26 protein-coding genes and 1 tRNA gene are annotated in these 26,825 nt (G+C 71.9%); 15 read left to right on the forward strand and 12 right to left on the reverse strand.

All coding sequences use genetic code 11. The features are described from left to right. Nucleotides 1-43 precede the first annotated feature (43 nt). On the reverse strand, nt 44-1,195 hold the full coding sequence (locus ACFYXV_RS14850) for an alpha/beta hydrolase (protein ID WP_385464168.1): 1,152 nt from the start codon (nt 1,193-1,195) through the stop codon (nt 44-46). A gap of 169 nt (nt 1,196-1,364) precedes the next feature. Then, the gene (locus ACFYXV_RS14855) at nt 1,365-2,015 is read right to left on the reverse strand and encodes a TetR/AcrR family transcriptional regulator (RefSeq protein WP_389383048.1); all 651 of its coding nucleotides are present in this window, start codon (nt 2,013-2,015) and stop codon (nt 1,365-1,367) included. A gap of 416 nt (nt 2,016-2,431) precedes the next feature. Here ACFYXV_RS14855 and ACFYXV_RS14860 point away from each other — a divergent pair, with 416 nt between their 5' ends. After that, complete coding sequence (locus ACFYXV_RS14860; RefSeq protein ID WP_385463974.1) at nt 2,432-2,833, forward strand: peptidase inhibitor family I36 protein; 402 nt, start codon at nt 2,432-2,434, stop codon at nt 2,831-2,833. On the opposite strand, the gene ACFYXV_RS14865 is transcribed toward ACFYXV_RS14860, so the two are convergent. Continuing rightward, nucleotides 2,814-3,617: a potassium channel family protein gene (locus ACFYXV_RS14865; RefSeq protein WP_385463971.1), complete on the reverse strand. Its 804-nt coding sequence runs from the start codon at nt 3,615-3,617 to the stop codon at nt 2,814-2,816. The two genes, ACFYXV_RS14860 and ACFYXV_RS14865, sit on opposite strands and share 20 nt — an antisense overlap. Nucleotides 3,618-3,718: 101 nt before the next feature. Further along, on the reverse strand, nt 3,719-6,451 hold the full coding sequence (aceE, locus tag ACFYXV_RS14870) for a pyruvate dehydrogenase (acetyl-transferring), homodimeric type (protein ID WP_385463968.1): 2,733 nt from the start codon (nt 6,449-6,451) through the stop codon (nt 3,719-3,721). A gap of 446 nt (nt 6,452-6,897) precedes the next feature. On the opposite strand from aceE, the gene ACFYXV_RS14875 reads away from it, so the two are divergent. The 6 genes from ACFYXV_RS14875 to ACFYXV_RS14900 all read left to right on the forward strand — a co-directional run bounded on the left by ACFYXV_RS14875 (nt 6,898) and on the right by ACFYXV_RS14900 (nt 11,393). Then, nucleotides 6,898-7,323: a DUF3052 domain-containing protein gene (locus ACFYXV_RS14875; protein WP_383342461.1), complete on the forward strand. Its 426-nt coding sequence runs from the start codon at nt 6,898-6,900 to the stop codon at nt 7,321-7,323. Between the two features lie 150 nt (nt 7,324-7,473). After that, nucleotides 7,474-7,932, forward strand: coding sequence for a peroxiredoxin (locus ACFYXV_RS14880; protein WP_385463964.1), 459 nt, complete (start codon nt 7,474-7,476; stop codon nt 7,930-7,932). A 141-nt stretch (nt 7,933-8,073) separates the two neighbouring features. Beyond that, entirely contained in the window at nt 8,074-8,649 is a 576-nt protein-coding gene (locus tag ACFYXV_RS14885; RefSeq protein ID WP_030160471.1) for a TerD family protein, read from the forward strand. A 157-nt stretch (nt 8,650-8,806) separates the two neighbouring features. Continuing rightward, nucleotides 8,807-9,382, forward strand: coding sequence for a TerD family protein (locus ACFYXV_RS14890; RefSeq protein ID WP_030160469.1), 576 nt, complete (start codon nt 8,807-8,809; stop codon nt 9,380-9,382). Between the two features lie 25 nt (nt 9,383-9,407). After that, a complete protein-coding gene (locus ACFYXV_RS14895) occupies nt 9,408-10,523 on the forward strand; it encodes a DUF475 domain-containing protein (RefSeq protein ID WP_383342453.1) in 1,116 nt (371 codons plus the stop codon). Between the two features lie 117 nt (nt 10,524-10,640). Next, nucleotides 10,641-11,393, forward strand: coding sequence for a Tellurium resistance (locus tag ACFYXV_RS14900; protein WP_383342450.1), 753 nt, complete (start codon nt 10,641-10,643; stop codon nt 11,391-11,393). Nucleotides 11,394-11,435: 42 nt separating this feature from the next. Here ACFYXV_RS14900 and ACFYXV_RS14905 read toward each other — a convergent pair whose 3' ends face one another. Beyond that, a complete protein-coding gene (locus ACFYXV_RS14905) occupies nt 11,436-12,236 on the reverse strand; it encodes a TerD family protein (RefSeq protein ID WP_389383049.1) in 801 nt (266 codons plus the stop codon). Nucleotides 12,237-12,429: 193 nt separating this feature from the next. Between ACFYXV_RS14905 and ACFYXV_RS14910 the strand changes: the two genes are divergently transcribed. The 4 genes from ACFYXV_RS14910 to ACFYXV_RS14925 all read left to right on the forward strand — a co-directional run bounded on the left by ACFYXV_RS14910 (nt 12,430) and on the right by ACFYXV_RS14925 (nt 17,675). Beyond that, the gene (locus ACFYXV_RS14910; RefSeq protein WP_385463956.1) at nt 12,430-13,596 is read left to right on the forward strand and encodes an HpcH/HpaI aldolase/citrate lyase family protein; all 1,167 of its coding nucleotides are present in this window, start codon (nt 12,430-12,432) and stop codon (nt 13,594-13,596) included. An 8-nt stretch (nt 13,597-13,604) separates the two neighbouring features. Further along, nucleotides 13,605-16,094 (forward strand): phosphoribosyltransferase, encoded by a 2,490-nt coding sequence (locus ACFYXV_RS14915; RefSeq protein WP_389383051.1) that lies wholly within the window; start codon nt 13,605-13,607, stop codon nt 16,092-16,094. Next, a complete protein-coding gene (locus ACFYXV_RS14920; protein WP_385463950.1) occupies nt 16,091-16,915 on the forward strand; it encodes an HAD family hydrolase in 825 nt (274 codons plus the stop codon). The genes ACFYXV_RS14915 and ACFYXV_RS14920 overlap by 4 nt, the downstream gene beginning before the upstream one ends. Before the next feature lie 88 nt (nt 16,916-17,003). Continuing rightward, nucleotides 17,004-17,675: an O-methyltransferase gene (locus tag ACFYXV_RS14925; protein WP_385463947.1), complete on the forward strand. Its 672-nt coding sequence runs from the start codon at nt 17,004-17,006 to the stop codon at nt 17,673-17,675. 3 nt (nt 17,676-17,678) lie between these two features. Here ACFYXV_RS14925 and ACFYXV_RS14930 read toward each other — a convergent pair whose 3' ends face one another. From ACFYXV_RS14930 to ACFYXV_RS14940, 3 genes are all read right to left on the reverse strand, one after another. After that, nucleotides 17,679-17,882: a zinc ribbon domain-containing protein gene (locus ACFYXV_RS14930; protein ID WP_030869054.1), complete on the reverse strand. Its 204-nt coding sequence runs from the start codon at nt 17,880-17,882 to the stop codon at nt 17,679-17,681. 36 nt (nt 17,883-17,918) lie between these two features. After that, nucleotides 17,919-18,656 (reverse strand): DUF4383 domain-containing protein, encoded by a 738-nt coding sequence (locus tag ACFYXV_RS14935; protein ID WP_383342433.1) that lies wholly within the window; start codon nt 18,654-18,656, stop codon nt 17,919-17,921. Nucleotides 18,657-18,774: 118 nt separating this feature from the next. Next, on the reverse strand, nt 18,775-20,019 hold the full coding sequence (locus ACFYXV_RS14940; RefSeq protein WP_389383053.1) for a hypothetical protein: 1,245 nt from the start codon (nt 20,017-20,019) through the stop codon (nt 18,775-18,777). 105 nt (nt 20,020-20,124) lie between these two features. Between ACFYXV_RS14940 and ACFYXV_RS14945 the strand changes: the two genes are divergently transcribed. The 3 genes from ACFYXV_RS14945 to ACFYXV_RS14955 all read left to right on the forward strand — a co-directional run bounded on the left by ACFYXV_RS14945 (nt 20,125) and on the right by ACFYXV_RS14955 (nt 21,215). Then, a tRNA-Val gene (locus ACFYXV_RS14945) sits at nt 20,125-20,199 on the forward strand. Nucleotides 20,200-20,336: 137 nt separating this feature from the next. After that, complete coding sequence (locus tag ACFYXV_RS14950) at nt 20,337-20,969, forward strand: hypothetical protein (RefSeq protein ID WP_389383054.1); 633 nt, start codon at nt 20,337-20,339, stop codon at nt 20,967-20,969. Between the two features lie 15 nt (nt 20,970-20,984). Next, nucleotides 20,985-21,215, forward strand: a complete 231-nt coding sequence (locus ACFYXV_RS14955) for a DUF2277 domain-containing protein (RefSeq protein ID WP_389383055.1) — start codon at nt 20,985-20,987, stop codon at nt 21,213-21,215. A gap of 58 nt (nt 21,216-21,273) precedes the next feature. On the opposite strand, the gene ACFYXV_RS14960 is transcribed toward ACFYXV_RS14955, so the two are convergent. The 4 genes from ACFYXV_RS14960 to ACFYXV_RS14975 form a co-directional block, all read right to left on the reverse strand. Then, the gene (locus ACFYXV_RS14960) at nt 21,274-21,789 is read right to left on the reverse strand and encodes a hypothetical protein (RefSeq protein ID WP_389383056.1); all 516 of its coding nucleotides are present in this window, start codon (nt 21,787-21,789) and stop codon (nt 21,274-21,276) included. Nucleotides 21,790-22,129: 340 nt separating this feature from the next. Further along, nucleotides 22,130-22,765 carry a DedA family protein gene (locus ACFYXV_RS14965; RefSeq protein ID WP_099892688.1) on the reverse strand — a complete coding sequence of 212 codons (636 nt, stop codon included), beginning with the start codon at nt 22,763-22,765 and terminating at the stop codon, nt 22,130-22,132. Between the two features lie 146 nt (nt 22,766-22,911). Next, nucleotides 22,912-24,618, reverse strand: a complete 1,707-nt coding sequence (locus ACFYXV_RS14970; RefSeq protein ID WP_385463930.1) for an alkaline phosphatase D family protein — start codon at nt 24,616-24,618, stop codon at nt 22,912-22,914. 126 nt (nt 24,619-24,744) lie between these two features. After that, nucleotides 24,745-25,389: an HNH endonuclease family protein gene (locus ACFYXV_RS14975; RefSeq protein ID WP_385464164.1), complete on the reverse strand. Its 645-nt coding sequence runs from the start codon at nt 25,387-25,389 to the stop codon at nt 24,745-24,747. Nucleotides 25,390-26,021: 632 nt separating this feature from the next. Here ACFYXV_RS14975 and ACFYXV_RS14980 point away from each other — a divergent pair. Next, entirely contained in the window at nt 26,022-26,615 is a 594-nt protein-coding gene (locus tag ACFYXV_RS14980) for a TMEM165/GDT1 family protein (RefSeq protein ID WP_048480696.1), read from the forward strand. Nucleotides 26,616-26,825: the final 210 nt, after the last annotated feature.

The following is a 26,825-nucleotide window of genomic DNA, read 5'->3' on the forward strand; positions in this document are numbered from 1 at the left end:
GTCCCCCTCGGTACGAAGCCCGTTTTCCAGGGCTCTACACGTGTCAGTCCCCGTCTGTCCCGGAAATTCCACGTCGGCAGGCATCGTCGCCGGTCGCGCACGTGACGGAACCGAACGCACCGGTTCCGATTTTGGCGAAGTTGTCCAGGGATCCGGTACCTGGCTCGAAGTAGCCGGTGTGGAGCTTGGCCCCGGCAGAGGAAAGCAGCCGCGACCCGAAGTCCGGAGACACCGGATCCGCCCCGTGGCCGACCCCGCCGACCTCCAGGTGCGGTACGTCCGCGATCCAGTCCCCGGAGTCCCGCGTGGCCCACACCCGGGCCGAGGTGTGCAGGTCGGCCGCGGATCCCGCGCGCATGCCCGGGCTGCCCGCCACCACCAGGTCCGTCACCGACTCCGGCAGCGCGTGCGCGGCGACCCCGCACACCACCGAGCCGTAGCTGTGGCAGAACAGCGCCACGCTCGCGTCCCCGGGCAGCCCCGCAGTCAGGGACTCCAGCCGTACGGCCCCGTCCACCGCCATCCGGCCGGTGGCCGCGTCCATGCCGACCCCGGTCGGCGCGGTGTAGCCGGCCCAGGCGATGACCGCGGTCCGGCTGCCCGGAGCCTGCGCGCGCTGGGCCTCGTACAGCGACTGCGCCATGCCGACGGGGGCGATGAGGCGGCGCTGGGTGCGTTCGAACGTGAGCACGTCGGTGTCGACTCCGGGGACGATCACCGAGATCCGGCCCGCCCGGTCGAGGTCGCCGAAGACCTCGGCGACGCGCCCGCCGCCGGTCGGGTCGAAGGCGAGGATCTGCCGTCCCGGATCGGCCAGGGACTCGAAGCGGTGGGCGCGACGGCCCGCCGTGGTGCGGTCCGCCGGGGTCAGGCTGACGTCCCGGCTGCGGGCCTCCTCCGTCCGCTGCGCCAGTTCCAGGCCGCGCAGGTTGGCCCGGTAGCGCAGGGTGGCGGGAGCCCCGTCGAGGTTGCCGACGACCAGGGGGTACCCCTCGGCGAGCCGGGCCCGCTGGGCTCCGTCGAGGCCGGCGAAGAACCGGGCCACCGTCCGTACGGGAGCGTCGGCGGCCGGCACCGGGCGCCCGTCGATCCGGGCCGAGGCCCAGGAGGCGAGGGCGGCGGTACGCAGCGTGGTCCCGGCGTCGGGGCGGTGCACCGCGGTCCAGCCGGTGGTCGCCAGCATGATGAAGACCACCGCCAGCGCGAGCAGGGTGCGCAGGGCGGCGGGGCGCGGGTCGGCGCCGATGGCGGTGGAGGGGGCGAGGCCGGGCAGGTTCACTGGGACCAGCGTAGGAGACCGGATCCGGTCACGACGGCCAGGGTGACCGGGTTCACGGCCGACCGTGCGCCCCTCGTGCGGGTGTTCAGTGCCAGTGCGCGGCGAGCGCCGGGCCGATCTGGTCAAGGCAGGCCTCGGTCATCCGCCGGATCGAGGCCACGCTGGCGTCCCCTCCCCGGCCCCACAGCCGCCCGGTGACCCTCATCACGCCGGAGACCGCGGCGACCGCCACCCGGGGCCGGGGGTCCGCGTCCACGTCCAGCCCCTCGCGCTCCGCGATCAGCCGGGCGATCCGCTCCTCCAGCTCCGTGGAGCGGCGCAGGTGCACGGCGAGCAGCGCCGGGGTCGACTCGATGAGCTGGTAGGTACGCATGTAGAGGTCCACCGGGACCACGTCGGAGAGGGCCTCGTCGAGGGTGTCCCAGGCGTCGAGCACCGCCCGGCGCAGGGCTTCGAGCGGGGCCTCGGCGGGCGGGCGGGCCCGCAGCGCGGCCACGACGTGCGACTCCACGAGGTCCTGGACGGCGAAGGCGACCTCCTCCTTGTTGGCGAAGTACCGGAAGAAGGTGCGCTGGGAGACGTCCACGGCGTCGGTGATCTCGTCGACGGTGGTCCGCTCGTACCCCTGCGCGACGAAGAGGAGGAGGGCGGCGCGCAGCAGCGCGTCCCGGGTGCGCCGCTTCTTGCGTTCGCGCAGCCCGGGCGCCGGTACCGGCACCGGCCGCTCGTCGGTCATCACCGAGGGGTGTCCTTTCCGCGGGCAGCGCCCGCCGAATCTGACTCTGAGTGAGCGGTCAGGGTACCTGTGACGGACCTGACAGCCACTGCCTCGTTAAGCCGTTTGTGAAGTGTCAGCCGCTGTCGGTTCCAGTCGGCCGCCGTCACCGGCGCGGTCGCACCGCCGCCGTCGGCAACCCGTTCGGGGGACGACCGGGCACGACCGCCGGGCCCGCCCGACGGCTCCGCCCCCCGCGCCCACGCGTCAACCGCGGACGCGCGGCAGCCCCGCCCGACGGTTCCGGCGGGGCTGTCGCCTATCAGGGTGGACCACCCCCGGGCCCCTTCCGCCCGACCGTCCTCGCAGGTCAGCGTGGTGCCCGAGGCGCTCAGGAACCGTCCGGGGCGCCGTAGTCCACAAGGAGTTGACCCGTCATGCGCACGAGTTCACCCGCACGGTCCACCACCGTCCTGGCCGCGACCGTCCTGGCCCTCGCCGCCCTCATCCCGAGTACGGCGAGCGCCGCACACGCCGCCGGTCCGCCGCCGGGCAAGGCGCCCGCCTGCGCCACCGGCCAGCTGTGCCTGTGGGCGAAGCCGGAGTTCAAGGGCACCCGGCACGCCCACGAGCTGAGCACCGTGGACATCAACAGCTGTACGGCGCTGCCCGCCGGGACCAGCGCCCAGTCCCTGATCAACCGCATCGGACGGCCGGTGACCACCTACCAGTCGGCCGAGTGCGCGGAGACCGGCGAATTCCAGACCTATCCCGGAGACGGGGTCCGGCTGCCCGAATCCCTCTACCTGGTCCGGGCCTTCAAGGTGTGGGAGCGCTAGCGGCGACGGGGGCCGTCCCGGGCACCGGGGCCGGTACGCCGGCCCCGGCATCCGGGGCGGCCTCCCCGCCGAGCCGCCCGATCTCGGCGCGCAGCGCCCGTACCTCCGCGGCCAGTTCGGCGATCGCGGCGGTCTGCGCGCGTTCCACCTGGTCGTCGCGCTCGAACCGGGAGATGAACCAGGCCGCGATGTTGGCGGTCACCACACCCAGCAGAGCGATCCCCGACAGCATCAGCCCCACGGCGATGACCCGTCCGAGCCCCGTCGTGGGGGAGTGGTCCCCGTACCCGACGGTCGTCATCGTGGTGAAGCTCCACCACACGGCGTCGCCCAGGTTCTTGATGTTCCCCCTCGGGGCGTCGCGTTCCACGCTCAGCACGGCGAGGGAGCCGAACATCAGCAGCCCGACCACCGCCCCCGCCACGTACGTGGTCAGCCGGATCTGCGGGGCCATCCGGGCCCGCCGGCCCACCAGCAGCAGCGTGGAGACCAGCCGCAGCAGCCGCAGCGGCTGGAACATCGGCAGCAGCACCGCGCCGAGGTCCAGCCAGTGGGTCCGCACGAACGCCTTCTTCGCCGTCGACAGGCCCAGCCGCATCAGGTAATCGGCGGCGAAGGCCCCCCACACCACCCACTCGGTGACCGAGCACGCCCGGTGCACGGACGCGTCCGCGTCGGGCACGACGATCGGCACGGCGTAGGCGACGGCGAAGGCGATGGCGAGCACGAGCAGCGGGGTCTGGCTCCGCCGCTCCCACCGCAGCTGGCGGGAGGGTTCCTTCATACGGAGCATCGTAAGGAACGGGTAAAGCGAAGCGGGTCCCCGGCAGTGCCGGGGACCCGCTCTCAGCGCTCTTCCGTGGAGCTCTACGCGTCGCCGGAGCCCTACGCGTCGCCGCCCGCGGCGCCCGGGTCGGCCGCCGCCACGTCCAGCAGCCGGTACCGGTCCACCGCCTGCTTCAGCGCGGAACGGTCGATCTTGCCCTCCTTGGCCAGCTCGGTCAGCACCGCCAGCACCACCGACTGCGCGTCGATGTGGAAGAAGCGCCGGGCCGCGCCGCGCGTGTCCGCGAAGCCGAAGCCGTCCGCGCCCAGCGAGGTGTACGCACCGGGCACCCACCGCGAGATCTGGTCCGGGACGGACCGCATCCAGTCCGAGACCGCCACGAACGGCCCCTCGGCACCCGACAGCTTCCGGGTCACGTACGGGACGCGCTGCTCCTCCTCCGGGTGGAGCAGGTTGTGCTCCTCCACCGCGACGGCCTCGCGGCGCAGCTCGTTCCAGGAGGTCGCCGACCAGACGTCCGCCCGGACGTTCCACTCCTCGGCCAGGATCCGCTGGGCCTCCAGCGCCCACGGCACCGCCACGCCCGAGGCCATGATCTGCGCCCCGATGGAGCCCGCGGAGCCCGCGGACACCCGGTGGATGCCCTTGAGGATGCCCTCCGCGTCGACGCCCGCCGGCTCGGCCGGGTGCTGGATCGGCTCGTTGTAGACGGTCAGGTAGTAGAAGACGTCCTCGGCCTCGGGGCCGTACATGCGGCGCAGGCCGTCCTGGACGATGTGGGCGATCTCGTACCCGTACGCCGGGTCGTAGGCCACACAGCCCGGGTTCGTCGAGGCCAGCAGCTGGGAGTGACCGTCGGCGTGCTGGAGACCCTCACCCGTCAGGGTGGTCCGGCCGGCGGTCGCGCCCAGGACGAAACCGCGCGCCAGCTGGTCGGCCATCTGCCAGAACTGGTCACCCGTGCGCTGGAAACCGAACATCGAGTAGAAGACGTAGACCGGGATGAGCGGCTCGCCGTGCGTCGCGTACGCCGAACCCGCGGCGATCAGCGAGGCCGTGCAGCCCGCCTCCGAGATGCCGTCGTGCAGCATCTGGCCGGTCGGGGACTCCTTGTACGCGAGCAGCAGGTCGCGGTCGACCGCCTCGTACTGCTGGCCCAGCGGGTTGTAGATCTTGGCGCTCGGGAAGAACGCGTCCATGCCGAACGTGCGGTACTCGTCCGGGGCGATCAGCACGAACCGCTTGCCGATCTCCTTGTCCCGCATCAGGTCCTTCAGGATGCGCACGAAGGCCATCGTCGTGGCGATCGACTGCTGTCCCGAGCCCTTCTTGGCGGCCGCGTACGCCTTCTCGTCCGGCAGCTGCAGCGGCTTCGCGCGCACCACGCGGGTCGGCACGTAGCCGCCCAGCGAGCTGCGCCGGTCGTGCATGTACTGGATCTCCGGCGAGCCCTTGCCCGGGTGGTAGTACGGCGGGGCGCCGCCCTCCAGCTGCGCGTCCGTGATCGGGATGTGCAGGCGGTCGCGGAAGCGCTTGAGGTCGTCGACCGTCAGCTTCTTCATCTGGTGCGTCGCGTTGCGGCCCTCGAAGTTCGGGCCCAGCGTCCAGCCCTTGACCGTCTGCGCGAGGATCACCGTCGGCTGGCCCTTGTGCGCCTTGGCCGCCGCGTACGCCGCGTAGATCTTCTTGTGGTCGTGGCCGCCGCGGCCCAGGTGCAGCAGCTGCTGGTCGCTCATGTTCTCGACCATCGCCCGCAGCCGCTGGTCGTCGCCGAAGAAGTGGTCGCGGATGTACGCGCCGGTCTCGGTCGCGTACGTCTGGAACTGGCCGTCCGGCGTCGAGTTCATCCTGTTGACCAGGATGCCGTCGCGGTCCTGCGCCAGCAGCGGGTCCCAGGAGCGGTCCCAGATCAGCTTGATGACGTTCCAGCCGGCGCCGCGGAACTGCGACTCCAACTCCTGGATGATCTTGCCGTTGCCGCGCACCGGGCCGTCGAGCCGCTGGAGGTTGCAGTTCACGACGAAGGTCAGGTTGTCCAAGCCCTCGCGGGCGGCGATCGACAGCTGGCCGAGCGACTCCGGCTCGTCCATCTCGCCGTCGCCGAGATACGCCCAAACGTGTGACTTCGAGGTGTCGGCGATCCCGCGCGCCTCCATGTACCGGTTCATCCGGGCCTGGTAGATCGCGCCGAGCGGGCCGAGGCCCATCGAGACCGTCGGGAACTCCCAGAAGTCCGGCATCAGCCGCGGGTGCGGGTAGCTGGACAGCCCGTACGGGGCCTTCGACTTCTCCTGCCGGAACGCGTCGAGCTGCTGCTCGGAGAGCCGGTCCAGGAGGTAGGCGCGGGCGTAGATGCCGGGGGAGGCGTGGCCCTGGAAGAAGATCTGGTCGCCGCCGTCGCCCTCGTCCTTGCCCCGGAAGAAGTGGTTGAAGCCCACGTCGTAGAGGGAGGCGGAGGAGGCGAACGTGGCGATGTGCCCGCCGACGCCGATCCCCGGACGCTGGGCGCGCGAGACCATGACGGCCGCGTTCCACCGGGTGGCGTTCAGGACCTTGCGCTCGATCTCCTCGTTGCCGGGGAAGAACGGCTCGTCCTTGGTGGCGATCGTGTTGACGTAGTCCGTGCTGCGCATCTCGGGCACGGCCACGCGCTTCTCGCGGGCCCGCTCGATCAGCCGCAGCATCAGATAGCGGGCGCGCTCACGGCCCCGCTCGTCGACGGCTGCGTCCAGGGAGTCGAGCCACTCCTGCGTCTCCTCCGGATCGAAGTCCGGGACCTGGCTCGGCAGGCCGCCAATGATGATCGGATTGCGATCGGATGCGGAAGCCACGCTGTTCCTTCGCTGTCAGGGGAGTCGTGCCATGGGGTTTCGCCGCCTCCCATCGTCTTACGCTCGGTCCGAATCGTCACCCGTACCACTGGGTAATCAGTGGAGTCCGCGGCGATTCGCGCGCCGTGAGCGTCAGGTCCGGCCGAACAGCCACCCTACGCTCAGGAAGATCGGCGGGTCCGGAAGGACGTTCGTCCCTCAAACAGGTAGGAAAGCCGCCGGGGGGCGCCGATGATGCCGAATGAGCTGGAATGGTGTGGGATGAATCACCAGACGTCCCCACGGGAAGGCTGAAAGTTGCGGCGAGACGGCCGTAATCGTCACCGTTTCGACGGTCTCGGCGGCCGGGTACTTGCGCGATCCGCCGCGCCCGTGTGGACTACGCCCAATGCTGCGCGTACGCGCGCCGCCGAAGACATTCACCGAACATGAGCAGGAGGCACCCCGTGAGCGCGACCGCGGACCACGCGGAGAGCCTGGCCGCCCGGCTGGGTTTCCAGTCCGAACAGGTGGTCCAGGAGATCGGCTACGACGACGACGTCGATCAGGAATTCCGTGACGCCGTCGAGAAGCTCGTCAGCGACCTCGCCGACGAGGACTACGACGACGTCGCCGACGCGGTGCTGTTGTGGTTCCGCGACGAAGACGGCGATCTGACGGACGCCCTGGTCGATGCGACCGAGCTGGTCGAGGACGGCGCACTGATCCTGCTGCTGACGCCCAAGACGGGCCGTGACGGCTACGTCGAGGCCAGCGACATCAGCGAGGCAGCCGAAACGGCCGGCCTCTCCCTTGCCAAGGGCCTGCCCGTCGGCAAGGAGTGGACCTCCACCAAGCTGGTGACGCCGAAGGCCGCCAAGGCCAAGCGCTGAGCCGCGCCCCGCAGCCAAGCGGACACGCACCCCGCCCGCCGGATTCCCGTCCGGTCGGCGGGGTGCGTGCGTTCCGGGCCCCCGCTGTGCCTAGGCTGGACCCACCCGAACAGCCCAACGCAGGGATGCGGGAACGAAGGGATGCGAGAGATGGCGATCGAGGTCGGCAGCAAGGCCCCGGACTTCGAGCTCAAGGACAACCACGGCGCCACCGTGCGGCTCTCCGACTTCCGCGGCGAGAAGGCCGTCGTGCTGCTCTTCTACCCGTTCGCCTTCACCGGTGTCTGCACCGGCGAGCTGTGCGAGCTGCGCGACCGGCTGCCGCGGTTCCAGAACGACGACGTCCAGCTCCTCGCGGTCTCCAACGACTCCGTCCCGACCCTGCGCGTCTTCGGCGAGCAGGAGAACCTCGACTACCCGCTGCTCTCGGACTTCTGGCCGCACGGCGAGACCTCCCGCGCGTACGGCGTCTTCGACGAGCAGAAGGGCTGCGCGGTCCGCGGCACCTTCATCATCGACAAGGACGGCATCGTGCGCTGGACCGTCGTCAACGGCCTGCCCGACGCGCGTGACCTGAACGAGTACATCAAGGCCCTCGACAACCTGTAAGGGCATCCGGGAGGGTTCCGTGCACGGCTTCATCGGGAAAGAGGCCGCGAGGCGGGAACCCGTCACTAGGATCGAAGCGTTGATCCCGGTAGAAACCGCACGACGGGGCGCCGCCCCACACATGAACCCAATGGAGGACCCGTGGGAGTCAGCCTCAGCAAGGGCGGAAACGTCTCGCTGACCAAGGCCGCGCCGAATCTGACGGCGGTCATCGTCGGTCTGGGCTGGGACGCTCGCACCACCACCGGTGTCGACTTCGACCTCGACGCCAGCGCGATCCTGACCAACGACCAGGGCAAGGTCGCCAACGACTCGAACTTCGTGTTCTTCAACAACCTGAAGAGCCCGGACGGCTCGGTCGAGCACACCGGTGACAACACCACCGGTGAGGGCGAGGGCGACGACGAGGCGATCAAGGTGAACCTGGCCGGAGTCCCGGCCGATGTCGCCAAGATCGTCTTCCCGGTCTCGATCTACGAGGCCGAGAGCCGCCAGCAGAGCTTCGGCCAGGTCCGCAACGCCTACATCCGCGTCGTGAACCAGGCCGACAACAGCGAGCTCGCCCGCTACGACCTCTCCGAGGACGCCTCGACCGAGACCGCCATGGTCTTCGGCGAGCTGTACCGCAACGGAGCGGAGTGGAAGTTCCGCGCCATCGGCCAGGGCTACGCCTCCGGCCTGCGCGGCATCGCCCAGGACTTCGGCGTCAACGTCTGAGCCTGCCCGCAGTCACCCGTCCGGCGCCGTGCACTGTGTGTACGGCGCCGGACGTGCTTTGCGGCGGTACGCCCCGGGGGCGCACCGCCGAGCTTCACCGGCGGCCCGCCATGCGGCGCGCGCCGCGATCACCACGTCGTCCGGGGAGGACCACAACATGGGCGTCACACTCGCCAAGGGGGGCAACGTCTCCCTCTCCAAGGCCGCACCGAACCTCACCCGGGTCCTGGTCGGTCTCGGATGGGACGCGCGCTCGACCACGGGGGCCGATTTCGACCTCGACGCCAGCGCGCTGCTGTGCCGCGACGGCCGGGTCCTGGGAGACGCGTACTTCGTCTTCTACAACAACCTGAAGAGCCCCGAGGGCTCCGTCGAACACACGGGGGACAACCTCACCGGCGAGGGTGAGGGCGACGACGAGTCGATCATCATCGACCTGACCAAGGTGCCGGTCGAGGTCGACAAGATCGTCTTCCCCGTCTCGATCCACGAGGCGGAGGCCCGCCGGCAGAGCTTCGGCCAGGTCAGCAACGCCTTCATCCGCGTGGTCAACGACTCGGACGGCCAGGAACTGGCCCGCTACGACCTCACCGAGGACGCCTCCAGCGAGACCGCGATGATCTTCGGCGAGGTCTACCGGTACGGGGGCGAATGGAAGTTCCGGGCGGTGGGGCAGGGGTACGCGTCGGGGCTCCGGGGCATCGCTCTAGACTTCGGGGTCAACGTTTCGTAAAGCCGTACAAGACGATGGGGTGCCAGTGGTTCTCAAAACCTTCGGCTGGTCGTTCGCAGTCACTGCGCTCGGTCTGGTCGCAGCGTGGTTCTACGGGGGAATGACCGGGCTCGGGATCGTCGCGATCCTGACCATCCTTGAGATCTCGCTGTCCTTCGACAACGCGGTGGTCAACGCCGGAATCCTGAAGAAGATGAATGCCTTCTGGCAGAAGATCTTCCTGACGGTCGGCGTGCTCATCGCCGTGTTCGGCATGCGCCTGGTCTTCCCCGTCGTGATCGTCGCGGTCACCGCCAAGATCGGGCCCATCGAGGCCGTCGATCTCGCGCTCAACGACAAGGACATGTACCAGCAGCTGGTCACCGACGCCCACCCGGCGATCGCGGCCTTCGGCGGCATGTTCCTGCTGATGATCTTCCTCGACTTCATCTTCGAGGACCGGGACATCAAGTGGCTCGCCTGGCTGGAACGCCCGCTCGCCAAGCTGGGCAAGGTCGACATGCTGTCGGCGTGCATCGCGCTGATCGTCCTGCTGATCACGTCCATGACCTTCGCCGCCCACGCCCACCAGCACGGCGGGGCTCACGTGGACAAGGCGCAGACCGTCCTGGTCGCCGGCGTCGCCGGCCTGATCACCTACATGATCGTCGGCGGCCTCTCCGGCTACTTCGAGAACCGACTCGAAGAAGAGGAGGAGGCCGAGCACGAGGCCGAGGAAGCCGCCAAGAAGAGCGGCAAGCCCGTCTCGGCCGTCGCCATGGCCGGCAAGGCCGCCTTCTTCATGTTCCTCTACCTCGAAGTCCTCGACGCCTCGTTCTCCTTCGACGGGGTCATCGGCGCCTTCGCCATCACCAACGACATCGTGCTGATGGCCCTCGGCCTCGGTGTCGGCGCCATGTACGTCCGGTCGCTCACGGTCTACCTGGTCCGCCAGGGCACCCTCGACGACTACGTCTACCTGGAGCACGGCGCGCACTACGCCATCGGCGCGCTCGCCGTCATCCTGCTCGTCACCATCCAGTACGAGATCAACGAGGTCATCACCGGCCTCGTCGGCGTGGTGCTCATCGGCTGGTCCTTCTGGTCCTCGGTGCGGCGCAACAAGCGGTTGGAACTGGAGGGTTCCACCGCCGAGGCATGATCACGGCGGTAATGCGGAACGCTCCATCTGCGGGGCGGCCGGGCTGGTCTGCGGACTGCCGGGCCGCCCCGTCCGCGTAGGCCGCCCCGCCTACACAGAATGAGGGGGGACAGGGGAATGGGACTCTTCGAAGGCTTCTTCGACGGGATCAGGGGCAGCCGCGCCCTGCAGTTCGACTCGGGCAGCGCCTCGGCGGCGATCGAGCTGACCAAGCGGCATCCGACGGTGTCGCTCAGCAAACAGGGGGCCGTCCACGGGAACCTGCGCGTCAACCTGTCCTGGCGGATGCGCAGCTCGGACATAGGCGGCCGGGCCGGCGGTGAGGGCGGCCGGCTCCTGCGCCACCCGTTCAAGCTGTTCAAGCCCGACATGGTGCAGGCGCACACCCAGGGCATGGTCAACGTCGACCTCGACCTGGGCTGCCTCTACGAGCTGGCCGACGGGACGCGGGGCGTCGTCCAGCCGCTGGGCAACCTGCACGGCGACATCAACAGCCCGCCGTACGTGAAGCTCAGCGGCGACGACCGGTTCGGGGCGCCGTCGGGGGAGACCGTCTTCGTCAACCTCGACCACGCCGACGAGATCAAGCGGCTGCTGGTGTTCGTGTACATCTACGACCAGACCCCGGCCTTCGACCGGACGCACGCCATGATCACCCTCTATCCGATCACCGGGCCGCGGATCGAGATCCCGCTGGAGGAGCGGCAGCCGCAGGCCCGCTCCTGCGCGGTGCTCTCCATGGAGCACGTCAGGGGCGAGCTGATCGTGCGGCGCGAGGTGAAGTTCGTCTACGGGTTCCAGGCCGAGCTGGACCGGCTGTACGGGTGGGGCCTGCAGTGGGGGCGGGGCTACAAGAGCACCAAGGCCTGACCGGGGGCCGCGCACCGCGCGCCCCCGGCCGGACACGGCACGTCAGCGGCGCATGAACTGCGGGCCCTGGACCGGCAGCCGGAACGCCGGGTCGCCGCCCGGTACCGGCACCGGGGCCGGGGAGACCGGCTGCGGGTACCCGTACGCGGGCTGGGCGGCCGGCGGGGCCTGCGTCAGCGGCGCCGGCGCCGCCTGCTGCGGGACCGGCGGGGCCGACGAGACCGGCGGGCGCATCAGGGCCGTCTGCTCGTCGGTCGCCCCGGCGGCGGAAGCGCCTCCCGCCGCGTCCTCGGCGGCGTTCTCGTCCACGGAGATCCCGTGGTCGGTCGCCAGGCCGACGAGCCCGTTCGAGTAGCCCTCGCCCAGGGCGCGGAACTTCCACCCGTCGCCGCGCCGGTACAGCTCCCCGCAGATCAGCGCCGTCTCGGCGCCGGTCTCGGGCCGCACGTCGAAGAAGGCCAGCGGCTCGGAGCCGCCGGTCGCCGTGGCGTCGTACAGCAGAATCCGCAGGTCCCTGACCTGCTGGAACGGCACGTCCTCGGCGGAGGCGACCACCAGGATCCGGTCCACCACCGGGGGCACCGCCCGCAGGTCGGCCTGGACGGCGTCGGTGATCCCTTCGCCGAGCTGCTTCTTGCCGAGCCGCCAGACGGCCCCCGAGGGGTGGCGGGGCTGGTTGTAGAAAACGAAGTCCTCGTCCGAGCGCACGCGCCCGTCCGGGCCCACGAGCAGCGCCGAGGCGTCGACGTCCGGCACCTCGGGGCCGCCGGTCCAGCGCAGCACCGCCCGGACCGCCACGGCGGTCACCGGGATGTTCGAGCCCTTCTGCATCGCGTGCGTCATGCCCGTCATCCTGCCCTCCCGGGGCGGCGCGGAACAACGCGGCCCCCCGCAGGGCCTTGTCCCGGATGAAAGACCTGGGCATGGTGCAAGAGGGTTACCTGAACTTCATGTGCTTGAGGAACTCTTGACTCACGTTCGTACGTACTATTACCGGCCACGCCACTGGGGCGCCGAGGCAGTACGAGGGAAGCGCATGCGTCACTTCGGGCACATATCACCCACCGTCCGCAAGGACCTCTTCCACAAGGAGCCGGCCGAGTTCACCGCCGACTCCCCCGCCCGCATTCTCGCCGCCGCCCTCGGAGCCACCCTCTACAGCCCCGCCACCCGCCCCAACCTGGCCGGGGACGTCCACAAGCAGGCTGCCCGCGGGGTCGTCTCCATGGTCCTGTGCCTGGAGGATTCGATCAGCGACGCCGAGGTCGCCGACGCCGAGGAGAACCTCGTCCGGCAGTTCGCCGCCCTCGACGCCGACGGCGGGGAGCTCCCGCTCCTCTTCATCCGGGTCCGCACCCCCGAGCAGATACCCGATCTCGTGCACCGCCTCGGCGGCTCCGCGCGCAGATTGGCCGGATTCGTACTCCCCAAGTTCACCGAGAGTCGCGGAACCGCCTTCCTCGACGCCGTCGCCCAGGCCGAGGCGGCCGGCGGAGGGCAGCCGCTGTATGCCATGCCCGTCCTGGAGACCCCCGACCTCCTCCACCTCGAAACCCGCGTAGAAGCCCTCGCCGGCATCTCCCGCACCGTGAACCGCCACCGCGACCGGGTCCTCGCCCTGCGCCTGGGCGTCACCGACTTCTGCTCGGTCTACGGACTGCGCCGCACCCCCGACATGACCGCCTACGACGTGCAGATCGTCGCCGGGGTCATCGCCGACGTGGTGAACGTGCTCAGCCGCGCCGACGGCACCGGCTTCACCGTCACCGGACCCGTCTGGGAGTACTTCCGCCACCAGCAGCGCCTCTTCAAGCCCCAGCTGCGCCGCAGCCCCTTCCTCCAGGAAGGCGCCGAGGAACTGCGCACCGCCCTCATCGAGCACGACCTGGACGGCCTCCTGCGCGAGGTCGAACTCGACCGGGCCAACGGACTCCTCGGCAAGACCTGCATCCACCCCGCCCACGTCACGCCCGTCCACGCGCTGTCGGTGGTCTCCCACGAGGAGTTCAGCGACGCCGAGGACATCCTGCGCCCCGAGCGCGGCGGCGGCGGAGTCATGCGCTCCGCCTACACGAACAAGATGAACGAAGTGAAGCCCCACCGGGCCTGGGCGGAGCGCACCATGCTGCGCGCCGAGGTCTTCGGCGTGGCGAAGGAGGAGGTCGGCTTCGTCGACCTGCTGACGGCCGGGCTCCAGCTGTGAGCTCGCCCTTGATCACGGAGAAAGGCAAGACGATCGACGCGGTGTGGTCGGGAACGTGGGTGGCCGAGCGGCTGGGCGTACGCCTGGAGGAGGCCGGCGGCCCCGGATCGCCGCGGCTGGACGAACTGCTCGGGCTCGCCCTGCGGCGCAATCCGAAGCGGGCCCACCTGCTGGTCTCGCAGGTGCTGGGCAAGCACGTCCCGCAGTCCCCGCAGGCCGTCTACGCGGCCGGCCACGGGCTCGGAGAGCGGGTGCGGGCCCTGCTGGGCGAGGAGACCGCCGCCACCGCGGTGGTCCTCGGGTACGCGGAGACGGCGACCGGCCTCGGGCACTGCGTGGCCGACGGGCTCGGCGCCGCCCCCTACCTGCACTCCACCCGCCGCCCCGTGCCCGGTGTCGAGCCGGCCGGAGGGTTCGAGGAGGCCCACTCGCACGCCACCTCGCACCTGCTGCTGCCCGAGGACCCGAAGCTGCTGGCCGGGAGCGGGCCGCTGGTCCTCGTCGACGACGAGTTCTCCACCGGCAACACGGTCCTGAACACCATCCGCGACCTGCACGCCCGCCACCCCCGCGCCCACTACGTGGTCGTCGCCCTCGTCGACATGCGCTCCCCGGCCGACCGCGAACGGCTCACCGCCTTCGCCGCCGAGATCGGCGCGCGCGTCGACCTGATCGCGCTCGCCTCCGGGACGGTGCATCTCCCCGAGGGGGTCCTGGCCAAGGGGCAGGCACTGGTCGAGGAGTACGAGCGCCAGGGCGCGGGCGGCCCGGCTCCGGCTCCCACCGCGGCTCCCGCCCCCGTGGCGCGGGTCGAGCTGGACTGGCCCGCCGGGGTCCCGGACGGCGGCCGCCACGGGTTCACCCCCGAGCACCGCGCCCGGCTCGAAGCCGCCCTGCCCGCCCTGGCCCGCCGGCTCGCCGACGCGATCGGAGCCGGGGCCGGGCGGGTCCTCGTACTCGGCAACGAAGAGCTGATGTACGCCCCGCTGCGCCTCGCGCGGGCCCTGGAGGAGTCCGGGGCCGCGGCCGAGGTGCGGTTCTCCACCACCACCCGCTCCCCGGTGCTCGCCGTCGACGACCCCGGCTACGCCATCCGCTCCCGGCTCGTCTTCCCCGCCCACGACGCGCCCGCCGACGGGCCCGGCGACCGGTACGCGTACAACGTCGCGGGCGCCGGCTTCGACACCGTCGTCGCCGTCGTCGACAGCCACGGGGACACCGCCGCGCTGCACGCCCCCGACGGGCTCCTCGCGCGCCTGGCCCCGCATGCGGGCCGGGTCCTGCTCGCGCCGGTCCCCTCGTACACGCCCCACGCGTCCTCCGACCGGCAGGAGCCGATCATGCCCGAGCCGTCGCTCCTGCCGGAGCCGCTGCGCGGACCGGCCTTCTCCTCGTACGCCCCGCAGGACTGCGGCTGGCTCCTCCAGGACCTCTCCGACGTGGCGCTGGAGGCCCCGACCGAGGAACGCGAGGAGGCCATTCAGGCGGGCGGCGCGCACTACGCCGAGTCGCTGCCCGTCGAATACCAGCCGTCCCCGCAGTACCAGGAGCTCTACCGCAGCGCGCTGACCGCCTCCGCGGCCCGGATGGCCCGGGCCGTCGGCACCGTCACCGAGACCGTCCTCGCCGAGCGGTCCCCCTCCCCGGTCCTCGTCTCGCTGGCCCGCGCCGGCACCCCCGTAGGCGTCCTGATGCGCCGCTGGGCCCAGGCCCGCCACGGCCTGGACCTGCCGCACTACGCCGTCTCCATCGTGCGCGGCCGCGGCATCGACCCCAACGCGCTGCGCTGGCTGGCCGCCCACCACGACCCGGCCGACATCGTCTTCGTGGACGGCTGGACGGGCAAGGGGGCCATCACGCGGGAGCTGGCGGAGGCCCTTCGCGAGTTCCCGGGATTCGACCCGGAGATCGTCGTCCTCGCCGACCCCGGCTCCTGCGTGTCCACGTACGGCACCCGCGAGGACTTCCTGATCCCCTCGGCCTGCCTCAATTCCACCGTTTCCGGACTGATCTCGCGTACGGTCCTCAGGTCCGACCTGGTCGGACCCGCCGACTTCCACGGCGCGAAGTTCTACCGCGAGCTCGCCGGAGCCGATGTCTCCACCGGCTTCATCGACACCGTCGCCGCCCGCTTCGAGGAGGTGGCCGAGGCCGTCGACGCCGAGGTCAAGGAGCTCCTCGCCGCCGACCGCACACCCACGTGGGAGGGCTGGGCGGCCGTCGAGCGGATCAGCGAGGAGTACGGCATCCACGACGTGAACCTGGTCAAGCCCGGCGTCGGCGAGACGACGCGGGTGCTGCTGCGCCGCGTGCCGTGGAAGATCCTCGCGCACCGCGGCGCCGGTGCCGACCTGGACCACGTACGGCTGCTCGCCGAGCAGCGGGGCGTGCCGGTCGAAGAGGTCGACGACCTGCCCTACACCTGCGTAGGACTCATCCACCCCCGCTTCACGCGCGGCGCGACCGGCGCCGACGGAAAGGCCGTGACCTCCAAGTGACTGTCCTGGTAGCCAGTGATCTCGACCGCACGCTCATCTACTCGACGGCCGCCCTCGGCCTGACCATGCCCGACCCGGTGGCCCCTCGGCTGCTGTGCGTCGAGGTGCACGAGAGCAAGCCGCTGTCGTACATGACGGAGACGGCGGCGGCACTGCTGACCGAGCTGGCGGCCGATCCCGCGGTGGTCTTCGTCCCCACGACGACCCGTACGCGCAAGCAGTACCAGCGCATCCGCTTCCCCGGGCGGCCGGCCCCGTACGCGATCTGCGCCAACGGCGGGCAGCTGCTGGTGGACGGGGTCCCCGACCGGGACTGGCGGCGCCAGGTGGCGACGCGGCTGGCGCAGGAGTGCGCTCCGCTGGAGGAGGTGCACGCGCACCTGCTGTCCACGGCGGACGAGGCATGGCTGCGCAAGGCGCGCATCGCGGAGGACCTGTTCACGTACCTGGTCGTCGAGCGCGCCCTGGTCCCGGACGAGTGGGTCAAGGCGCTGACGGAGTGGGCGCAGGCGCGGGGCTGGACCGTTTCCCTCCAGGGCCGCAAGATCTACGCCGTGCCGGGGCCGCTGACCAAGAGCGCGGCGATGCGGGAGGTGGCCCGCCGCACGGGCGCGACCACGACCCTGGCCGCGGGCGACTCGCTGCTCGACGCGGACCTGCTGCTGGCGGCGGACGCGGCCTGGCGCCCGGGGCACGGAGAGCTGGCCGACGCGGCCTGGACGGCGCCGCACGTCACGGCCCTGGCCGCGGCGGGGGTGCTGGCGGGCGAGGAGATCGTGCGGGCCTTCGCGGCGGCGGTGGCCCGGGAGTCCGGCCGGTAGTCCGGGGCCGGTAGTCCGGGGCCGGTCGTCCCGGCCGGTAGTCCGGCCCGGCGGGCCAAGTGGCGGGCGCAGTCGGCACACTGGGCGCATGACCAAGGGCAACAGCACAAAGATCACCGACGAGCTGTACCGCTACGTGCTCGACCACAACCCCCCGCTGGACGAGGTCCAGCGGGGGCTGGTGGCGACGACGTACGAGAAGTTCCCCGACGTCGCCGGAATGCAGTCGGCGGAGGAGCAGGGGCCGCTGCTGGCCTTCCTGGTCCGGCTGACCGGCGCCCGCCACATCGTCGAGGTCGGCACCTTCACCGGGTTCTCGACCCTGTCGATGGCGCAGGCGCTGCCGGCGGACGGCCGGCTCGTCGCCTGCGACGTCTCGGAGGAGTGGACGGCGTACGGGCGCGAGGCATGGGAGGCGGCGGGCGTCGCCGACCGCATCGACCTGCGGATCGCCCCGGCGCTGGACACGTTGCGCGCCATGCCGAGGGAGCCCCACGTCGACATGGCCTACGTGGACGCCGACAAGGAAAGCCAGATCGCCTACTGGGAGGAACTCGTTCCGCGGCTGCGCCCGGGCGGGCTGATCGTCACGGACAACACCCTGTTCCACGGCTCCGTCCTCGACGAGGCGGCGACGGGCTCGGCCGCGGGAGTCCGCGCGTACAACGAGCACGTCGCGGCGGACACCCGCATGGAGTCGGTCCTGCTGGCCATCTCGGACGGCCTGACCCTGTCGCGCAAGCGCGCGGACGCCCCCTAGGGCCTAGCAGCAGCCGCCACCACCGCAGCAGCCCCCGCCGGACGGGGCGGGGGCGCTGCCGGTCCCGCCCACGGCGACGGCGGACAGCAGCTTCACGGTGTCGGCGTGGCCGGCCGGGCAGTCGGCGGGAGCGGAGGACTCGGCCATGGGCCGGCTGACCTCGAAGGTGTCTTCGCAGGTCCGGCAGCGGAATTCGTAACGAGGCATGGCCCCAGGCTACCCACAGGGGGGAACACGGGCGGCCTATACGCCGTGGCTGAGCCGGGTGGCTGCCTGCGCGGCCCGGGCCCGGTCCTCGCGGGCGGCCTGCTCGGGGTTGCGGGCCCGCCAGTACGGATTGTCGTGCGGCAGGGCGCTGCCCACCCGCCCGTACATCCCGAACCACATGAGCATCACGCCGACGACGAAGCTGAACAGCACGTTCTGGATCTTGAAGGCCAGGAAGTTCAGGCCCGTGTCCAGCAGGGCCAGGTTCACGAACCCGCTGACGATGAAGGCGATGCCCAGCACGATGTTGAGGGTGGAGGCGAAGTTCCCGCCGATCACCATCCCGGCGAAGAGCAGCAGCCCGATACAGATCGACAGGACGCTCAGCGCGCCATTGGTGTTCAGCGCGAGCACGGTGGCGCCGCCGGTGTCGAAGAACCCGATCCGGTCGATCAGCCCCAGGATCCCGAAGACGACGAGCAGCAGCCCCATCAGGCCCGCGCCCACCCGGTACACCTGGCTGAGCTTGTGGTCGGTGGGCAGGTGCTCGTCGAGCCGGGTGTTGACGGGGCGCGCGATGCGGCGCACCAGGTACGGCACGTGCGGCGCGGGCAGCTCGATCGGCCCGTGGGACACGTAAGGCGCGTAGTGATCGTGTGCCTCGTGGCACCCGTAGGCCGCGTGCGGCCCGCTGACGGGGGGTGCGGTCGTACGGGGTGCGGTCGTGCGGGGTGCGCCGGGCGCACGCGAGGTGTTCGAAACATGGGCAGCCATCACGCCCTCCTCTTCCAACCCCTCCAGCATCCGCCCTCGGGCCCCGCCGCGACAAGCGCGGGCCCCGGCCGCCGCGCCCCGGGCCCTCCCGCCCTCGCGCGCCGAGGGCGGCGCGGGCTCAGCCGCTCCCTCGTCCGCCGCGGATGTCGGAGACGACCCGGGCCACGTCCCGCCGCACCTGCTCCATCTCCTGGAGGAACTGCCAGTAGTCGGGATGCCGCTCCTCCAGTCCGGCGAGCGCCCGCTCCATCCGGGCCACGGACTCGTCCAGCGGCCGCGCGTGTCGCGGATCGGGCACGCTGCGGCCCTCCATCGCCAGCCGCTGCGCGTCCCGGATCGCGAACCGGGTCCGCTGCACCTCCGCCTGCGGGTCCCGCGCCACCGCCTCCAGCCGCGACAGCCGCTCCTGCGCCGCCGACACCGCCTCGTCGGTGGCGTCCAGCGCACCGCGGACCGACTCGATCAGCGCCGCGACATCCGCCCAGCGCTGCTCCTCGCGGGCCCGCGCGGCCTCCTTCAACTGCTCCTCGGCGCGCGCCACGTCCCGTACGGCCTGCTCCGGCACGTGCTGGAGGTCCTGCCAGCACGCGGCACTGAACCGCCGGCGCAGCTCGCTCAGGACCGGATCCACCCGGTCCGCCCGATTGCGCAGCGCCTGCGCCCGGGTCCGCAGGCTCACCAGCCGCCGGTCGATCTCCGCGGCCCGCTCGGGGAGCCGCTCCACCTCGGCCCGTATCGACTCCGCGTCCCGCAGGATCCGGTCCGCACGCTGGACGGTCTCCTGCACGCCGTGCTGCGCGGCGCCCTGGTTCAGCAGGGTCAGCTCGGGCCCGAGCGCGGCCAGCCGCGCCGCGAACTCGTCGGCCCGCATCCCCTTGCCGCGTACGTCGTCCAGCGCCGTGCTCGCCGCGAGCAGCGCGGCCCGGGCCCGCTCCCGCGCGGGCGCCACCCGCGCCAACTGCGTCTCGGCCTTGTCCAGCAGCGGCTGCAGCCCCTGCGCGAACCGGTCCAGCTCGCCCTTGACCCGCACGAGCTCGTCGCGCGCCCGCGTCAGCTGCTCCCGCGCCCGCGCGGCGACGGACCCCTCAAGGTCGACGCGATCGAGGTCATGGGCGTCCACGGCCTCGATGTACACGTGGCTGACCTGGTCGATCCGCTGCCCGAGCGCGGCGAACCCCTCCCCGGCCTGCCGGGCCGCGGGCGACCCGTCGGCGGCCGCGATGGTCTCCATGGAGATCCGCAGGTCCCGCTGCGCGGTGTCCAGCTCGTAGAACGCGGCCGCGGCGGCATCCTTCGCCGCCTGCGCATCCGCCCGCCGACTCTCGTCCCGCCCGCCGAACCACCGCCGGGATGCCGTCGTCACAATCCCTCTCCCGTACCGCCTCCGCCATGCCCCGGTCCATTCTCCCCCACGGATACGGGTTTGCGTGGGGGGTGCGCCCGCCATGTAGGCTGTCCACTCATCCACGGGTGCGTAGCTCAGGGGTAGAGCGCTGCTCTTACAAAGCAGATGTCGGCGGTTCGAAACCGTCCGCGCCCACCAACCCGAAGGCCCCCGACCGTTCTGCGGTCGGGGGCCTTCGGCGTTTCCGCCGGGTGTGCCCCGGACCCTTCCATCGCAACTGCCCGTCCCGGGCGGAGGGTTGACGGGGTGTCGAGGGGGCGTGGGATCGTCGGGGGATGGGTGAGTGGGTGGTGGGGGGTGTCGGGCTGCTGGCCGTCGTGGGCGGCGGCGTGGCGTACGTGCTGCTGGACCGGGCGGCCCGGGAGGGGTTCGAGCGGCGGCGGGATGCCGAGCGGGCGCGGCTGCTGACGCGGGTGGCCGAGCCCGGGGCGGGCGCGGGGGAGCCGAAGTACGCCGACGTCGGAGGGCTGTCGGCGGCGCGGCGGGAAGGACACGGGGACGCCGAGTTCACGTCCGTGCTCGTCGAGTACTACGCGTACGGGCTGACGCAGGCGCGCAGCAGCTTCGTCACCAGCCAGCGGTTCGCGGGGGTGGGGGCCGCCATCCTGCTGCTCGGCGTGGCGCTCGCCGTGTGGAAGGCCGAGAGCAGCGGGGAGCTGTACCTCGGGGTGGTCACGAGCTCGGTGGGCCTGGTCATCACGCTCGTCGGGCAGCTGTTCCACCGGCGCGCCGACGTCGCGCTCAGGCACATGGCCGGCCAGACGGCCTCCCTGCGCGAGGACCGGCGGGCGGCCGCGGCGATGCAGCAGGCCGTCGAGCTGCTGGAGGAGGTCGCGGATCCGGTGCTGCGGGCGCGGCTGCAGGCGGGGCTGATCATGAAACTGTCCGGCGCCGAGCTGCCCCGGTAGCGGGATAGTGGGTGTATGTGCCGTTCCATTAAGACCCTGCGCCCGCCCGCCATCCCCGAGAAGGCCACGGAGGAGGAGGTCCGCGCCGCCGCGCTGCAGTACGTACGGAAGGTGTCCGGGTTCCGGGCGCCCGCCGCGCACAACCAGGAGGTCTTCGAGGCCGCCGTGGAGGCGATCGCCGAGGCGACGCGGGACCTGCTGGACGGTTTGCAGGTCAGGGGCGCCGCCGTGACCGAGACCGTCTAGCGTCCGGCGTCCGGCCCCGGCGTCCGGTCCGGTACCGTCCGCGCCGAGCCGCTCCGGGTCAGGTGAGGCGGGAGCGGCGGCGGAGGACCCAGATGCCGGCACCCAGGGCGCCTGCCGCCAGGGTGCCGCCCAGGGCGATCTGGCCGGGGCTCGCGGCGCCCATGCTGCCTCCCAGCCCGCCGCCGGCCGCGCCGGAGGTGACCTGGAGGGAGGCGGTGACGCGCCGGCCGCCGGAGCCGCCGCATTCGAAGGTGACCGTGTGCGTCCCGGAGTTGGCGTTGCTGAAGACGGTGGCGCTGCCGAAGAGGTTGGTGGCTTCGAGGTTGCCCGGGGTCAGCCGTACGTCGCCGAAGGCGCTGGACGAGGCCGTGCCGGTCTTGGTACCGCAGCCCGTGACGTCCAGGCTGACGCGGCCCCCCGGGGCGACGGCCGTGGGGGAGACGCTGCCGGAGGGGGAGGCGCCACCGGCATGGGCGACGGTGGCGGGGGCGGCCGCGGCGAGGAGGAGGGTCGTGGCCGCGACCCTCGTCAGGAGGCGGCGGATCTGCGGCTGGGCGAGCGGCGTGGCGGGCATGGAGAGAACTCCTCGGGCTCCTCGGAACGGCGCGGTCAGGGCACGGACGTGACGCGGATTCGATTGCGCGCCGTGCAATGGACGCTAGGAGCCCGGGCCCGGGGCGGCGATCGGGGCCGGGTGAACGGGTGAGCCGCTGCTCCGCCCGGGGGAACGGGCGGGCGCCCTGGGGGGTGTCGGCAGAGTCCCTTCTGGTCGGTGGGGTCTGGCACGCGCGCTCGCCGCGTTGTCGTCGGTCGACGACGCGAGCGTCGCCTCTCTCCTCCGCCTTGCGATCACACGCACCAGACCCCGCCGACCCCGCCCTCACGGGCGGACGAAGCCACTTCGACGACACCCCCTAGGCCGCCGGGGCAGCCGTGGGGGCGGGGCGGCGGATGACGAAGGCCGCCAGGGCGCCCGCGGCGAAGAGGGCGATCACGGAGACCGCCGTGCCGAGCCAGGTGGCGCCGAGCCACTGGGTGCCGAAGTACCCGAGGGCCACGCTGTACCCGGCCCAGGCCATGCCCGCCAGCACCGACCAGGGCAGGAACTCCATGACCTTGCGGTGGGTCTTGCCGGCGCCGAGGGACACCACCGAGCGCCCGGCCGGAGCGAAGCGGGCGATCACCACCAGGGCGCCGCCGCCACGGGCCAGGGCCGTGCCCAGGCGCTCGTGGGCGCGGGTCAGCCGGCGGGACCGGGCGATGGCACGGTCCAGCCGGGCCCCGCCGCGCCGGGCCAGCCGGAACGCGGCCATGTCACCCAGTACGGACGAGGTCGTGGCGATCACCAGCAGTGCGAGGATGTCCGGCACCTGCGCCGGAACCGCCACGGGCACCGGACCGGCCGCACCGGCGGCCGCCGCGGCCGCTGCGGCGGTGATCACCAGTACCCCGCTCGGCAGCACCGGGAGGAAGACGTCGAGCACGACGGACACCGCCACCACGGCGTAGATCCATGGGCTCGCGGTCAGCGACCCCAGAGTCTCAAACAAGGCGGGACTCCCCAGTCCGGTTGACGTGCTGCGGCATGAAGCGCCGCGACGTCGCGGGGAGCGGCAGGGGCGGCTTGACAGCCATACAGCGTACGCCTGGCGTTGGTGCGCCGTATGCCCGGGGGCTGCCCCGGGTGCACAGTGTGTCAGCTCGCGCCGGCAGCCCCCTCCGTGCCGCCGGCCGGCCCCGACGCCGGTGCCAGCTCCCGGTCCAGCACCGTCACCAGGCGGGCGGTCTTCTCGCCCTTCCGGCCCTTGTGTGCCTGGTCCAGCCGGAGCCGGGCCGAACGCCCCGCCAGTGCCAGCGTCATCAGCTGGTTCCCGAACCACGGGCCGCCCGTACGCCGCCAGCTCAGTGGCGGCCTGCCCGTCCGCCCGTGCCGCGAGAACCCGCGCCCCAGCCACCGGCCCGTCCGCGACCAGCCCAGCCGGAAGCCCCACTTCACCACCGCGTGGATCGAGTTGTGCACCGGCGAGCACGTCAACTGGAACACCCTCGCCGTACTGGGTATTCGAGGCTCGGCCACATACGCGTGATGGACGTCGCCGGACAGCACGCACACCGTCGCGGGCGCCCGCGGCCCCGTCCCCACCTCCTCGATCAGATCGCTCAACGCCGCGAACGAGGCGGGGAACGCCGCCCAGTGCTCCAGATCGCTGCGCCGCCGCAGATCCTCCCCGATCCGCGCCCACCGGGGCCCTCGCTCGCCGCGGCAGAGCGCCGCGTTCCACGTCTCCGCGTCATGGATCAGCGGCGGCATCAGCCACGGCAGCGACGACCCGATCAGGAGGTGGTCGTAACCACCGTGCCCGGCGAGGGCGTTGTCGCGGAGCCACTGCTGCTCCGCGGGGTCGAGCATCGCCCGCCCGTCCTCGGCCAGCACCCGCGCCGCCCGCGTGTCCACCATCAGCAGCCGCGACCGGCCGAAGTCCCGCCGGTAGCTCCAGCGCACCGAGCCGGGATCGGCGTCGGCCGCGGCGGCGAAGGCCCGCAGCGCGTCCGTACCGTCCGGGGTCGCCCGCACGGCCTCGTACAGCGGGTCGGCCGCGAGCTCGGCCGGTGAGAGATTGCCCAGGTGCTGGTACACCCAGTACGACATCAGCCCGCTGAGCACCCGCTCCGGCCACCAGGGCGTCGCCCGCATCTCCGCCAGCCACGCCGCGCTCGTGTTCCAGTCGTCCACGACGTCGTGGTCGTCGAATATCTGAAGGCTGGGGACGGTGGACAGCAGCCAGCGGATCTCCGGGTCGAGCCAGGACTCGTAGTACAGCCGCGTGTATTCCTCGTAGTCCGCGACCTGGGCGCCGGGAGCCTCCCGCAGGTCCCGCCGGGCCGCGAGCCACTGTCTGGTCTCCTGCGACAGCTGGTCCGCGTACACCTGGTCGCCCAGCAGGAGGAGGACGTCCGGCCGCACCTGATCGGGATCCGCGGCCAGCCGCGCCGCGAGCGTGTCGAGGGCGTCCGGACCGTGCGGCCCGTGCCGGCCCGCCGGCGGCGCGGCCTGCCGGCACGACCCGAACGTCAGCCGCAGCTCCGGAGCCGCCCGCCCGGCCGCGGCGACGGCGGGCGTGGTGATCGTGCTCGGGGGGAAGGCCGTGCCCTGCAGCGGCCAGACCCGCACGCCGTCGAGCAGTACCTCGTACGCCGTGGTGCTCCCGGGGGCCAGGCCGGTCACCGGCACCAGCGCGTAGTGGTGCCCGGCGATCTGGAAGGTGCGCACGCTGCCGCCGGCCCCGTCGGCGCACCGCACTTCGGCCGTGCACGGGCGGTCGGCCTCGACCCATATCGTGGCCGAACCGCCCGTGTCCCAGTCGACGTAGCGCAGCAGTGGCCCCAGACGCAATCCGGCCATGCAACTCCCCCTCCTCCGTAGCCCCTTCGATCAAGGTACGACGGGGAAGGGGGATGTGGCCTCCCCCTGGCGGGGGAGAGGCCGGGTGAATGGCCGGGCGGGGGAGGGCGGGGAGGAGGGTGGCCGTCAGCAGCCGTTGAGGATGCCCACCAGGGCCGACTTCTCGCCGGAGTCCATGCTCAGGCCCCAGTACTGCTTCACGTTGACCCACATCCGGGCGTACGTGCAGCGGTAGGCGGTCCGCGACGGCAGCCACTTGCCCGGGTCCTGGTCGCCCTTGGCCTGGTTGACGTTGTCCGTGACCGCGATGAGCTGCGGGCGGGTGAGGTCGTTGGCGAACTGCTGGCGCTTGGCGGTGGTCCAGGAGGCGGCCCCGGAGCGCCAGGCCTCGGCGAGCGGGACGACGTGGTCGATGTCGAGGTCGGCGGCGTTGGTCCAGGTGGCGCCGTCGTACTCGGAATACCAGCTGCCGCTCACTGCGGCGCAGGCGGAGTCGGTGGCGACGCCGACGCCGTCGCGCTTCAGGACGGTCTCGCGGGTGTTGCAGCTGCCGGAGACGGTGCTCCAGTGCGGGAACAGGCTGCGGCTGTATCCGCTGAGGGACCCCTCCGTCGTCGGCGTGACCGTGGCGAGGTAGGAGCGGGCGGCCGCAGCGCTGATGGGGGCGGGCGGGGCTGCCTGGGCGACGGGCGCGTTCACGAGCGAGGTGAGGGCGGCGAGCGTGGCTGCTGACGTGAGCACGCCAACTCGACGCGCGTAGACACCGGATATGAGGGTCTTGAGGGCCATGAGGGGCTCCCTGAATGCGGGGGGATTGTGGCCGGTCGGCCCCGGAGGGGCGCGGCCATGGTGGCGGCGCCAGATTGCGTGGCGGCGGGCGCAAGGTTACAGGCTTGCGACATGAGCACGTCACGTGCGGGGCGGCCAACTGCCCGACATTAAGCGGAGGTTGTACTTCCGGTGGGGGTGGGGGCGGGGGTGGGGTGGTGGGGGTGAGGGTGGTGGGGATGAGGGTGGTGGGATCGGCTGTGGGGCCGGTGGTGGGCCGGTGGTGGGCCGGTGGTGGGGTCGATGGTGGGTCGATGGTGGGCCGATGGTGGGACCAACGGCCTATTTCGAGCCGTCGTGGGCGTCGCGTACTCTGGTGAGTGCAGAAGGGGAGTAGCTCTTCGCCGGACCGTCGACATACTGCTGGGTCACCCCAGCCGGCGCCCGGAGGCAGGCCGTGTTCAGTGGCCGGCCAGCGAGACCTTCGGCCGCAGTGTCCTGTTCTTGTTCATCTGCACCCGTCCATGCCGGGTGCAGGGACGCAGTCAGGGCGCCGCCGAGCCGAAGCGACCCCTGAAACACCCCGGTCTCTCGGTATCGATGGCGCCCTGCCCGACCGATAGAGGTTCCGCCCCGTGTTCAGCAGTACCTTCAGCATCACCGTCACGGCGATCGCCTTCGGAGTCGTCTTCCTCGCGGAGCTCCCCGACAAGACGGCCCTCGCCGGACTCATGCTCGGCACCCGCTACCGCGCCTCGTACGTCTTTGCGGGCGTCGCCGCCGCCTTCGCCGTGCACGTCGCACTCGCCATCGCCGCGGGCAGCGTGCTCACCCTCCTCCCGCACCGGCTCGTCCAGGCCTTCGTCGGCGTCCTCTTCCTCGCGGGCGCGGCCATGCTGCTCCTGAAGAAGAGTGACGGGGACGAGGAGGTCAAGGCGCCCGCCGACCAGTCGTTCTGGAAGGTGTCGGGGGCCGGGTTCATGCTGATCCTGGTCGCCGAGTTCGGTGACCTGACCCAGATCATGACGGCGAACCTCGCCGCGCGGTACGACAACCCCCTCTCCGTCGGCCTGGGCGCCGTCCTCGCGCTGTGGGCGGTCGCGGGCATCGGGATCCTGGGTGGCAAGACCCTGATGAAGTACGTGCCGCTGCGCCTGATCACGAAGGTCGCCGCGTGTGTCATGGCGGCGCTGGCCGCGTTCTCGCTGTACGAGGCGATCGCCGGCTGACGAATCCCGCTTGCGGGTGGTGGCCGCCTTCGCGGGACGGGGGCGGTGGGGGCTTCGGGGTGAGGGAGGGATGGGGGACATCCGACGCGGGGTCGGGTGGGTTGGTGGGGGCTTCGGGGGCGGGATCCCCGTGTTCGGGGTCGGTGGTGTGTCCGGGGGCGTCCCGGCAGTCCACTGTCCTTCCGTGTCGGGTCGGTCCGTCAAGGGCGC

The organism is Streptomyces sp. NPDC002181 (genome assembly GCF_042890485.1).
Taxonomy (GTDB): domain Bacteria; phylum Actinomycetota; class Actinomycetes; order Streptomycetales; family Streptomycetaceae; genus Streptomyces.

Bases quoted from the DNA above. Each gene is read 5' to 3' on its own strand.
- ACFYXV_RS14950 (WP_389383054.1), top strand. From the start codon at position 20,337: ATGGGTGAGTGGGTGGTGGGGGGTGTCGGGCTGCTGGCCGTCGTGGGC.
- ACFYXV_RS14860 (WP_385463974.1), top strand. From the start codon at position 2,432: ATGCGCACGAGTTCACCCGCACGGTCCACCACCGTCCTGGCCGCGACC.
- ACFYXV_RS14930 (WP_030869054.1), bottom strand. From the start codon at position 17,882: ATGCCTCGTTACGAATTCCGCTGCCGGACCTGCGAAGACACCTTCGAG.
- ACFYXV_RS14890 (WP_030160469.1), top strand. From the start codon at position 8,807: ATGGGCGTCACACTCGCCAAGGGGGGCAACGTCTCCCTCTCCAAGGCC.
- ACFYXV_RS14905 (WP_389383049.1), bottom strand. From the start codon at position 12,236: ATGACGCACGCGATGCAGAAGGGCTCGAACATCCCGGTGACCGCCGTG.
- ACFYXV_RS14910 (WP_385463956.1), top strand. From the start codon at position 12,430: ATGCGTCACTTCGGGCACATATCACCCACCGTCCGCAAGGACCTCTTC.
- ACFYXV_RS14935 (WP_383342433.1), bottom strand. From the start codon at position 18,656: ATGGCTGCCCATGTTTCGAACACCTCGCGTGCGCCCGGCGCACCCCGC.
- ACFYXV_RS14900 (WP_383342450.1), top strand. From the start codon at position 10,641: ATGGGACTCTTCGAAGGCTTCTTCGACGGGATCAGGGGCAGCCGCGCC.
- ACFYXV_RS14960 (WP_389383056.1), bottom strand. From the start codon at position 21,789: ATGCCCGCCACGCCGCTCGCCCAGCCGCAGATCCGCCGCCTCCTGACG.
- ACFYXV_RS14865 (WP_385463971.1), bottom strand. From the start codon at position 3,617: ATGAAGGAACCCTCCCGCCAGCTGCGGTGGGAGCGGCGGAGCCAGACC.
- ACFYXV_RS14955 (WP_389383055.1), top strand. From the start codon at position 20,985: ATGTGCCGTTCCATTAAGACCCTGCGCCCGCCCGCCATCCCCGAGAAG.
- ACFYXV_RS14855 (WP_389383048.1), bottom strand. From the start codon at position 2,015: ATGACCGACGAGCGGCCGGTGCCGGTACCGGCGCCCGGGCTGCGCGAA.
- ACFYXV_RS14925 (WP_385463947.1), top strand. From the start codon at position 17,004: ATGACCAAGGGCAACAGCACAAAGATCACCGACGAGCTGTACCGCTAC.
- ACFYXV_RS14970 (WP_385463930.1), bottom strand. From the start codon at position 24,618: ATGGCCGGATTGCGTCTGGGGCCACTGCTGCGCTACGTCGACTGGGAC.
- ACFYXV_RS14880 (WP_385463964.1), top strand. From the start codon at position 7,474: ATGGCGATCGAGGTCGGCAGCAAGGCCCCGGACTTCGAGCTCAAGGAC.